This window comes from Actinosynnema sp. CA-299493 (assembly GCF_050946825.1).
In the GTDB taxonomy this organism is placed as follows: domain Bacteria; phylum Actinomycetota; class Actinomycetes; order Mycobacteriales; family Pseudonocardiaceae; genus Actinosynnema.
On record NZ_CP191993.1, the window covers coordinates 3,885,698 to 3,897,408 of the forward strand.

Here is an 11,711-nt window from a genome sequence, read left to right on the forward strand (position 1 = left end):
CCAGGGCCATCGGGCTACCCGGTGTCCACGAGGTGTGGACACCCACCGTCGTGCGAAAGAAGGCGGAGGAGGCCAGACAGCGGTTGGACCATCGCAGCTTCGAGTTGCAGGTCATGGCGTACCGCCGGGCTCCGTGGATCGTCCGACAGGCGGCGGACCTGCCTGCCGAACATGAGCGGTCGCGTCGTGACCTGATTGACATCGCCGCCGCCGCAGTGGTCGAGGAGAGGAGCTTGGCGGGGGCGTCGCTGCTGGTGGAGCGCATCGTCGAGCACCTGCGGAGTTCCCCGGCTCCGGTGGACAGCTTCAGCGACGGGACCGATCCCAGATGGACAGCGGCGCGGTTGACCGAGGAAGCGCTCATCGCCCGCGCCGAGCTGGACATCCTTCCCCGATCCGTGCGTGTCGAGGCCGGACGACACGCCAGGAGAGCCATCGAACCTCTGGCCGGTGCTGCGGCGCTTCCGGTCGCGATGGCGGACGAGCTGCACACCGTCGTGGCGGGCGATCTGGCGCGCAGGATCATGTCGAGAATCCACGACCTCGGCGACGAGAGTTGGCGGTCGACTGGTGAAGTCCCGGAGACCTTGATCCGATCGAGCTGGACCGTTGCGACCTTCGTCGTGTCCGAGGGACGTCACCTGCGTGCCGTGTACGGCGACACGCTGGCATTGATCCGGGACTACCTCGCGAACCCGCACGTGACGGATGCCTGGAGGGAGGAGAACATCGCTCCCCTCCGCCCTCCGCTGCCTGACTGGAACAGGGTGCGCACGGTCGATGAGCACGGGAACGGCCGAGCGGTGGAGTTGGCCCGGGACTTCCTCTCGTCCCTTCGGAAGCTGCACTCCTCTCCCGATCCCCGTGCCGCACCCCGGCTCCGATCTCGCCGCACCCCCGCTTCTGCCCCCACCGATCTCGATGTCGATCGTCACGTCACACCGGACTTCGGCCGGATGGACGACGAGCAGGTGATGCACGACTTGACGGAGATCGTCATCGCCTCGTGGGTCCGCTCGACGGCCGCTGGCGTGTGGAACTACTTCACCTCCGACAACAGCCCTTCCCGCTTCCGCGGCCCGCTGTACCGATACGTGATCACCGCCATCGCGAAGGACACGTTCTGGCGGGGCGGGGTCGTGGATTGGCTCCCGCGAAAGGTGATTCCCGACCTGCTGGCCGACATCGTGGAACAGCCGTGGACGCCGTCCACTCTGGACGACGCGGCGCGGCTGACCCCTCACCTGATCGCCACACCCGGCGACAAGCACAAGAAGGTCTGGGGAAGCGCACGATCCTCGTTGAACCCGATGGTGGACCCGTGGCTGGACCCCGTCTCCGCCTGGAACGTGACCCGGGTCGTCGCCGACGAGTACGCGAGGAACATGCGGACCCGCAACGACGTGGTTCCGTCCCGCGATGTCGAGCACCGGCAGGCAACGGGCCAATCCGCACGGGTCCTGGCCGGACTGGTCGCACTGGACTTGGACGCCGCCACGTGGTCGCACGTCCGGAATGTGCCGCACCTGCTGGAGTTGTCCCTCACCTACCCGTCGGGCAGCACCCGGCTCTCGTCTGGTCAGGTGGAGGAGGTGCGGGAGTTCGCCGACGTGCTGAGAAGCCTTCCGGCCGACCCGCAGCTGTGGAAGCGCCACGGTGCGCAGGTGCGGGTCACCGGTGCGGGTGCGACGCAGGTGCACGGGCTGTTCGAAGGTTTGAGCCGGATCGAGGTGCGGCCCGAGCTCGGCCGGACCGACGGTGTCGACGTGCTGATCGGATGGTCTCTGAGTGCCGTGCTCACGGAGCGGAGGGCCTCCGGGGACGGGATGTTGTCGCGCGTCGTGCTGGGTGGCGAGGGTGACGGTGTTCCTGCTGTTGTGACTCAGGTACCGGAGCTGTCCGATCCGGCGGCGGTGACGCCGGTCGGGTTGTTCGACGGCGACGGCGTGCGGGTGGGTGCGGCGTTCCTGGCCAAGGGGGAAGCCTCACTGGTGCAGGAGGCGTTCCGCAACGGCCTGACGCAACAGTTCGCGCCGCTTCCTGTTGGTCGGCGGCGGTTCTTCCTGGTGGCTCATCACAGGGCCGCGGGTTTCCGGGTTCCGCTGTCCGGTGAGGACGGTCGGGTCGTGCCCGGTGCGGTGTTCCTGCGTCTGGCGGCGGCGATGGGTGCCGACCGCGATGCGGTGTTGACGCCGTTGGCCTGTGACCTGCCGGCCTTGGAGGAGCTGGTCGGGTGGGCGGAGGAGGCCGGTTTCCGGGGTGGGGTGGACGTTCCCCATAGTGGCCGTGTCGAGATCAGCCGCTCCGGTGAAGTCCGGTTGCTCGCGACCGATGAGGTGGCCGGGGTTCCCGAGGACGCCGTGGTTCTCGATGACCTGTTCGCCGTCGAGGGTGTCTGGACACCTGACCTGGTTCGCGAAAAGGCGTCGGAGGCTCGGCGGTTGCTGCTCGAACAGCCCCGGCCTTGGCAGATCGTGGCCTCCTTGCGCGCGCCGTGGGTGGTCCGACAGGCCGTGGTCCTCCCTGCCGGGCACGAGCACCTGCGCGGTGACCTGGTCGACATCGCCGCTTTGGTGCTGACGACGGAGAAGACCCTCGCCGCCGCGATGGCGGTGGCCGAACGCATCTCGGCGGATCTCGGCACCGTTCCCCCGGTGGAGTCGGTCCGCACCGCGCCGCCTTGGACGACGGTGAGGCTGAGGGAGGAAGCCGGCCGCATAATCAGGGAGAAGGGGAAGTTCGACGAGGACCTGTGGACGAGAGCCGGGCAATACGCGAGAGAGGTCGTCGACTTCAAGGCCGGGAACAGACTTCCCGTAGGCCAGGGTTACTACGACTTCCTCACCGTCGTGCGGTCACACCTGGCGCACGTGGCCGAGGAGCGGGTGCGGACGGTCTTCCCCGAGGACGTGGGGCCTGCCGACGTTCCACCGGTGGTCCCTGATCACCTGATCTGGACTGCTGCCGAGGCGCTGCTGGCGAACCCGGACACCTGGTCGGAACAGGCGCGGGCGCGCGGGTCCGAACTGGCCCGGCACTACCTCGTCGATCACGACGGTTCACCGGAAGAGCTGGACCGGGTCGCGTCGTCCATTCTCGGGGCTGACGCGTCCGCGCTACCCCGACTCGACCGCGACTTGGTGCAGTTGACGCGCGGAATCGCGATGACGACCCTCTCCTCCCAATGGGGGGAGCAGGTCGCACCCGCACTCGCCGACATCGCGGTCATGGAGTTGTTCCGCGAGGCTCTCGAGAAGGCGCGGACGATCCTGTCCTCGGGCAGGTGGCACTCGCGCGCCCTGATCGGGGACGAGGCGACCCGACAGGTGATCGCGGCACTCGGACACGAGTTGATGGACAACGACCTCCGAGGCGAGTTCGACCGGGAAGTGGGCCTGCTCGTACACCGCTTGGTGCTCGACCTGCGCGCCGAGGACTTGGAACCGCTGTGGACGCTGTCCAGGTTGCGCGAAGCGGCCCAAGCGGAGCGGGACCCCGGCAACTCCCACTACTACGACGGTGTGGGGCATTTCCTGGTCGCCGAGGCGCGGTCTGCCATCCGGGGCGTGGTGCGCGAACCCCTGCACCCCCGGGTGGCCGACGACCTGACCTGGGTTCTCATGGACGACTTGAGGAACAAGAGGACCGTGAGGGTCAAGAGACCCGAGGTGAGCTCCACCAACAAACCCGTGTTCCTCACCGCACCTCTCGCCGAGCAGCACCAGGACTCCGAGGTCGTCCTCGCCACGCTGATCGCGCTGGACCTGGACGCCGCCGCACCCCGCCGGAACAGGACCGGGCAGGTGTCGCCCTACTCGCCGGAGCTGTCCCTCACCTGCGCGCCGGGAACCACGACGTTGACGTCTTTTCAGGTCGGGAGACTGCGTGAGGTCGTCGCCGATCTGCAGGCCCGCCTGCGTGAGCTGGAGTCCTCGGACGTTCGGCGGGATGGGGGCCGACCACCGATCAGGGTCACCGGTGCGGCGGCGGAGCAGCTGTGGAGGCGGTTCGGGGGAAACGATCGTGCCGGGGTCGAGGTGCGGCCGGACCTCGGGCGGACCGACGGCGTCGACGTGCTGGTCGACCAGACCTTCCGCACCGGGGAGGTGGCCCACCCACCGAGGACCAGGTCGGTGGACCGGGGGTGGCGACGCGTGGTGCCCGGCGACCTGCGGCGGCGCGGCCGCGACGTGCCGGATGTCGTGGAGCCCTCCGCCGACGACCGGTTCGGGGATGTCACGTCGGTCGGGTTGTTCCACCGCGAAGGCGACCGGATCGGGGTGGCATTCCTGGCCGACGTGCCCGCGGAGCTCCAGTTCTTGCGTGGTTCCAGGGGCAACACCGCCGGGCCGTTCTCCGGCGGGAAGCAGCGCTTCCGCCTGGTCACCAGTCGTTACGACAGAGACCGGTCGCGCCCCGTCCTCTCCCACGAGCCCTACACGGTCGGCTGGGCAGGCACCTGGCTGCTGCCCGCGGGCGTCGACCCGACGACTGCGGTGATCACTGTGGCGCATGATCTGTCGGCCACGCCCAACCTGCTCGACTGGGTGCAGGACACCATTTTCCAGGGGCGGGACGACGCCGATCACCTCAGCGGGGCGCGGATCAGCCGTCCGGACGGAATCCGGTTGACGCCGGCGGACGACGCCGGGCACGTCATCCCGCCGACCGGTCATCGCGTCGTGCAGATGCCTGCCACCGTGCGGGAGGAGGCGGAGCAGGCCCGGAGGAAGCTGACCGCTCACTCCCTCCTGCCGCTGATCACCGCGTACCGCAGGGCTCCGTGGATCGTCCGGCAGGTGGTGGACCTGCCTGCCGGGCAGGAGCGGTCGCGCCGTGACCTGGTCGACATCGCCGCCGCCGCGGTGGCCGAGCAGAGGAGCCTCGGTGCGGCGGCGACGGTGGTGGAGCGCATCGGTGAGCGCCTGCGGGATTCCCCGGAGCCGGTGGACGGCCCCGACGACGGGGCCGTGCCGGGGTGGACGGCGGCGCGGTTGGCGCAGGAAGCGGTCATCGCCCGCGCCGAGCTGAACGCCCTTCCCCGGTTGGTGCGGGTCGAGGTCGGACGACACGTCAGGAGGGTCATCGACCCCCTGGTCAGTGCCGCGGCGCTTCCTGTCGCGGCGGCGGACGAACTGCACGCTGTCCTGGCGGTTGACCTGGCGCGCCAGGCCGTGGCCCGCACCCACCGCATCCTCACCGACCGGAGCGGGGAGTCGGGTGTCACCCGTGACGCCTTGATCCGCCTGAGTTGGGAAACGGCCATGGTGGTCGTGTCGGGAGAACGCCACCTCCCTGCCCTGTACGGCGACACGCTGACGTTGATCCAGGACTACCTCGCGAACCCGGCCGTGACGGGTGAGTGGAGGAACGCGAACATAGCTCCCCTCCTCCCCCCGATGGTCTTCAGGGAAAAGATCCAGGACATCGACCCGCGCAACCAGCCGGAGGTGGTGGCGTCGGCACAGGAATTCCTCAGGTCCTTGTGGAAACTGCAATCCCCTTCTCCTCCCATTCCCCTACCCGGCACGGTGCCCATTTCCCCTCCCGGCCCGATGTTCGAGCACCTGGCCGATCTGAGGTCCGGCTTCACCTGGTTGGTCGATGAGACGCGGAAGAACGACCTGGTGGAGATCGTCATCGCCTCGTGGGTCCGCTCGACGGCCGCACGCGTGTGGGCCCACCTCACCCCGGACGGCACCTCCTACCGCTTCCCCGCCGCGCTGTACGACTCCCTGCTCACCGCCGTCACGTGGAAAGTGCTCGACGAGGAGTCCGGCGACTGGTCCGGCGTGACCACGAATCGGCTGGTGCAAGAGGTCGTGCTCGGGTTGCTGGCCGACACGGTGGAACAGCCGTGGACGCCGGCCGACTTGAACGACGTGGCGCGACGAACCGCGGACCTGGCCGACATCCCCGACGACGAGGTGTTCAGGCAGGCGTGGGAACGCGGACGGTCCTTCTTCGACGATGTGGTGAAGCTGCCACTCGACCCCGTCTCGGCCTGGAACATGACCCGCGCCGTCACCGGCGAAATCGTGAGGAGCAAGTGGACCCGTCACAACGTGGCCCCGCCCTACTACATCACTCCCGAGTACCGAGGCGACCCTGCGAAGGTGCTGGCCGAGCTGATCGCCCTGGACATGGACGTCGCCACGACGTCGGCTCGGGTGCCGCAGGCGCCGCCGCACCTTTTGGAGTTGTCCCTCACCCACCCGTCGGGCAGCAACCGGTTGTCGTCTGCGCAGGTGGAGGAGGTGCGCGAGTTCGCCGACGGCTTGCGCGCCCTTCCGTCCGGTCATCCGTCGAGGGCGGACGGTCCGTCGGTGCGGGTCACCGGTGCGACCGCGGCGCAGGTGCGCGGGTTGTTCGAGGACCTGGGAGGAGTCGAGGTGCGGCCCGAGCTCGGCCGGGCCGACGGCGTGGACGTGGTGGTCGACCAGGATCTCCGCGCCGTGCTCACGGAGCGGAGAGTCCCCGGGAACGGGGCGATGTCGCGTGTGGTGCTGGGCGACGGTGCTCCTGCTGTCGTGGCTCCGGCCGTGGAGTTGTCCGATTCGGTGGGTGTGACGTCGGTCGGGTTGTTCGACGACGAGGGTGTGCGGGTGGGTGTGGCGTTCCTGGCGGGGGAGGAGGCGGCTCTCGTCCGGCAGGCCTTCGCCGGTGGCCTCACGCGGCGGTTCGCGCCGTTGTCGGGTGGTCGGCGGTTCTTCCTGGTGGCTCATCACCGGGCCGCGGGTTTCCGGGTTCCGCTGTCCGGTGAGGACGGTCGGGTCGTGCCCGGTGCGGTGTTCCTGCGTCTGGCGGCGGCGATGGGTGCCGACCGCGATGCGGTGCTGACGCCGTTGGCCTGTGACCTGCCGGACCTGGAGGAGCTGGTCGGGTGGGCGCGGGAAGCCGGTTTCCGGGGCGGGGTCGACCTTCCCTACCGGGGTCGGGTCGAGATCGGACGCGCCGGCGAGATCCGCCTGCTCGGGACCGAGGACATCACCGAGGACGCCTTGGAGCTGGGCAGGCGCACCGGGATGATGTTCACCCTGCCCGACCTCCGCGGAGACGACAGGGCGCGGTGGCGGGAACTCGACGGCCGGATGCCGTTGAAGAAGGGCGAGGTCCGACCGTTCCACGTGTACGCGCACTTCCACGAAGGCCGGTTCTTCGTGGAAGGCGCCTGGGCGACACCGGAGGCGCTGGCGGCCAGAGTCGGGATGACGCTCGTCGAAGAGGTCACGCCCAGGACACCGGTGGTCCTGGTCGTCGACCGGAGCGACTGGAGCGACGACCACGTGGGGGCCGCCCGGCGGTTCGCACTGGCGCTGCGCACTCCGCACGGCCCGTTCCGCCTGGTCCTCACCAACCAGGGTCCGGTGGGGATCGACCACGGGACCGGGTTCACCGACGTGCGGTCCACGCGGATGACCAGGGTGTCGGCGCCGCGTCACTCCGACGTGAGGTGGCAGCCCCTGCACGACAGCGCCGGCGTCCCCTCGGGCATGGCGTTCCACCTCGACGACGACAACGGCTACCGGTCGCTGCGCGATGCGGCGCGGCTGGTCGACGGGGCCTCCGAGCACCTCGTCGCCGTCCGCGACGCGACCGGTCGCCAGACCCGGCTCGCCGTGGCCCCGTGGGCTCCGACCACCGTCGGCTCGCGGGCTCGGTCGTTCGCGCTGCGGCTCCAGAGCGACAGCGGCGACTACGTCGTCGAACTCGACGACCGGCAGACCCTCCGGATGAAGGTCTGGGAGATGGAGCAGCTCCTGCGGGAGCACCCGTTCTACCTCGACGCGATGGCGGGCCCGGTGCGCCGCCCCCTGACCGTCCTCACCCGCGGCCTGCCGGAGGACGGTGAGCTGAACCAGGCGCTGCTCCACCGGTTGGGCTCCTGGAACAGCCTGGAGTACGCCGGACCGGTGGGACACAACGCCCTGCACCCGGTGCTCCTTCCCGAAGGCGGCGAGGTCGTCTCGGGGCCCCCGATCCGGATCGAGGACTTGCACCGCATCCAAGTCGGGACGACGCTCCGCCTGGACCCGCCCGGACGCCTCACCCCAGCGTTGGCACGGGTCGTCGACGCGATCGGACGAGGGGAGGTGCACCGCGCCCCCTGGGGTCGGCGGACGCCACTCGTGCTGGTGGCGGACACCACCGAGCGCCACGCCACCGTCCTCCTTCGTAACGGGGACGCCGTCGAACTCGACGGCCGCGAAACCGGGCGGGCACTGCTGCGGGACGAGGAGTTCGGATCCGAGCTGGAGCTGGACCCCGGCTTGCCGCTGGTGCTGGTGGGCGAGGGTGCGGGCGCACGGGAGATCGGCGGGTTCGGGTTCGACCTCGCCTCGGCGCTGCACGACGCGCACGACTTCCGCGATGTCTACGCCACCAGGCCGAACGGGCACGGCGGGTACTCGTTCCAACTGGTGTCGTACCTGCGCCCGGGCGACCTGGTCACGACCCGACTGAAGGCGGCGGACGGCCGCACGGCGGTACTGGTGGTGCGCACACCGGGAGACGAACAACTGGTGGAACAAGCGCGGCAGTGGGCTCTGAACTCCCGGCCCCAGACCCTGGCAGACGTGGTGGCGAGGGCCGGACTCGGGAACCTCGCCGAGACGTGGCCGGCCGGGCAACGGCCGCCGCTGGTGCTCGCCACCCGCGCCGGCCAGGGCTACGGCGCACTGCGCGCGGACGGCGTGCCCGTGGTCGTGACGGCCCTCCAACTCGCCGTCACCTTCGCCCACGACCTCGCGCTGCGCGCCGAGGCGGGGACCGACCCGAACCTGCCCTTCCTGTTCGCCGTCGGCAACAGCGCGCCGGTCGGCGTCGAGGACTTCGCCGCGGGCCTGGTGCGAGGTGGCTACTTCCGCGACGTGCTGTCCGTCAGCGGGACGCTGCGGTTGCGGGCCGACGGCAGCGTCGGCTTGAAGGGCTCCGGGATCACGCTGATCCAGCGGCCCGTGCCCAACCCGGACCAGGTCCTCACCCTGCCGCTGATCAACCCGAGGACCCGGCTCGTCGAAGGGCAGTACTTCCCGCTCTCGGATGACGACCTGGTCGTCATGCCCGCGGCCAGGCGTGCCGAAGTGGTCAACGCGCACACCGACTACACCAGCCTGGACCCGCTCGACGACAGCCTGACGAACGGGGTCGCCGAAGTGACCGACCACCCCTACGGGTGGCTCGGCTCGACCGTGCCGCCCTGGTACCTGCTGGCTCGCGGAACCGTGCGCGGCGTCCCGGTCCGGGTGCGCACCGGCTACGACCACCGCCACGGTGACGTGGTGCCGCTCGACCCGGAGGAGTTCGGGAAGATCGCCACCCTGAACTGGGTCTACACGTCGGAACCCCACCCCCCGGGCCAGCCCAAGGTGTCGTCGTTCGGCTTCGCCGGCGACGAGCGGGGGGCCGAGGCGGCGGCACGCCTCCGCCAGGCTTTCGTGGACGCGGACCGAGCGCCGGTGGCGCTGTGGGTCGGCACCGGCCGGACGACCCTGCACCCGGTCACCGGTCGTCGCGAGGTGCAGGGGCACTACGCGCAGGCCCCCGACCCGTCGAAGCGGACCGCGCGGCCCGCTGCCGAGCAACCCGCGCCGCCTCCGGGAACCGGTGCGCGGGCCGGAGCGCGGCCCGCGTACGAAAAGATCCCCCAGGACGTCGACTTCGTCGTCCTGAAGAACCCCGGGGGTCCGATCGGTCTCGGCTTCCTGCCGCCCGACGACGTCCTGATCGCCCAAGCCGCGTTCCTCAACGGCGCCGCCGACCTGCTGGCCGCCCCGGCCGACGGACGCGCACACCGCTTCTTCGTCGCGGTCCACCGCGAGCAGGACGGCTTCCACCTGCCGCGGAAGGGCGGTCGGCCGGACCTGGTCCTCGACGAGGCCGGGCTCGTGGAGCTGCTGACGCGCGTGGTCCGACCGGACTGGACGCTGACCCTGCTCGGCTGCGACGTCGCCACCGGCGACCTGGTGCGGGAGATCGCCGAGCGCGCGGGGCACGCCGGCCAGGTCCAGACCCTCCCCACCAAGGTCCGGCTGTACACCTCAGGGCGTGTCACGGTGTTGGCGCCCGACGCGAGGACGGGGGTGTCCGCCGACTCGATCGTCCTCTGAGGTGGCCCGACGTCCCTCACGTTCCGGCGGCGTGAGGGACGCCGGCCTGCGTGGTCCTCGTGGAAAGGGCGGCCGGGTGTGCCTGAACGCGCATTCGTCGCGGTATCAACGGACTGCCCGTGTCGGGTGGCGTTGTGCCGGGTGCCGCAGGCGGTTGGACTGGGAAGTCGCATCGCCGTGTCGCTGGTCTGGAGGCTGACCGTGCTCGTGTCGCAGATGGCGCGGTCTCGCGCGCCGAAGGCGTGTTCGGCGGCTCTTCGCGAGTCGCGGGTCTGACGGGGGGTCGGGGTCGTGCCTGTTGATTTGGTTGCGAGTGATGGCACTAATGCGTTGGTGGTGTTGTTGGCGGGGCAGTTGTTGCCTGAGGTGGATTCTCGGGCTGCGTTTGTGTTGTCGGGTGAGTGGGTGCGGTTGGCGGGGGTGGTGGCGGGGTTGGGTGGTGCGGGTTCGGGTGCTGTGGGTTTTGTGGATGGTGGTGTGGGTGGGGTTGTGGGGCGGGGTTTTCGGGGTTTTGTGGGTGGGGTTGATTCGGTGGTGGGTGATTTGGTGGGGGTGGTGTCGGGTCAGGGGTCGTCGTTGTATGACCTGGGTGTGCAGGTGCAGCATGCGGAGTATTCGATTGTGGTGGAGTTGGCGTTTTTTTCGTATTCGATCGGGTGGGCGTTGGCGAGTCCTTTTACGGCGTTTTTGGTGCCGTCGATCGTGGCGGCGGGTCGGGCTGCGGTGGGTCGGTTGGTGGAGCGGTTGGGGTGGATGGTGCGGTTGTTGGTGGAGGGTGTTCAGGAGGGTGTGGAGGAGGTGTTGCAGGATGCGGTCGCGCAGTTGTCGCAGGTGTTGGAGGGGACGCGGCGTGAGTGGGATGGGATGAGTTCGTGGTTGTCGGCGGTGGGTGGTGCGGGTGCGGGGGTGTTGGTGTCGTTGGGTCGGTCGGGGGCGCCGGGGTGGTTGCGTGATCGGGTGTTGTTCCAGGGGGTGAACGAGGGTCATGCGGAGGTGCAGGTGGGTTGGGCGATGGCGGAGGGGATGGGTCAGGGTCATGGGGAGTTGTGGACGGGTGCGGTGGGTGGTGTGTTCTCGGGTTCTTTCCAGGCTGGTGTGGAGAAGTATTTCGATCCGGAGGTGTTGGACGGCCTCGGCGATATCGGCGAAGTGGGTGCGGTCGGGGATGTGGGTGCGGTCGGGGATGTGGGGGAAGTCGGCGGAGCCGAAGAGGTCGAACCGGGTGGTGTTCCTGGTTCCGAGGAAATGGCGGAGGGTCCGGCTTCTGTAGACGATGGTTCCGGTCCTGTTGTTCCGGATGGTGAGGGGCCGGAGTTCGTTCCGGATGGTCCGGGTGTCGAGCCGCCTGTCGAGCCTGGGGTCAGTGAGCCGGGGGTTGTCGAGCCCGGGTTCGGTGAGCCGGAGCCGCCTTCGGAACCGCCCGTTGCACCGCCCGCAGCGCCGCCCACGGAACCGCCCGCAGCGCCCCCCGCGGAACCGCACGCAGCGGAAAGTGGTGGGTGGGGTGGTCTCAGTGATGTGGAGCAGGGTCTGGCCGGTGCGGCGATCGGCACGGGGGCGGGTCTGGTCGTCGGTGGGTTGATCGCCGGTGGTGTGATCGCG

Annotated in this window: 1 protein-coding gene (cut by a window edge); it reads left to right on the forward strand. The window is 69.8% G+C overall.

What is annotated here, in order from left to right; genetic code table 11:
* Positions 1 to 10,109, forward strand: the 3' end of a protein-coding gene (locus ACQPYE_RS17155) for a hypothetical protein (protein ID WP_498722322.1). 24,409 nt of this gene lie to the left of the window's left edge; only the last 10,109 of its 34,518 coding nucleotides appear in the window; its start codon lies off the left edge, out of view; the stop codon is at positions 10,107 to 10,109.
* Positions 10,110 to 11,711 lie beyond the last annotated feature (1,602 nt).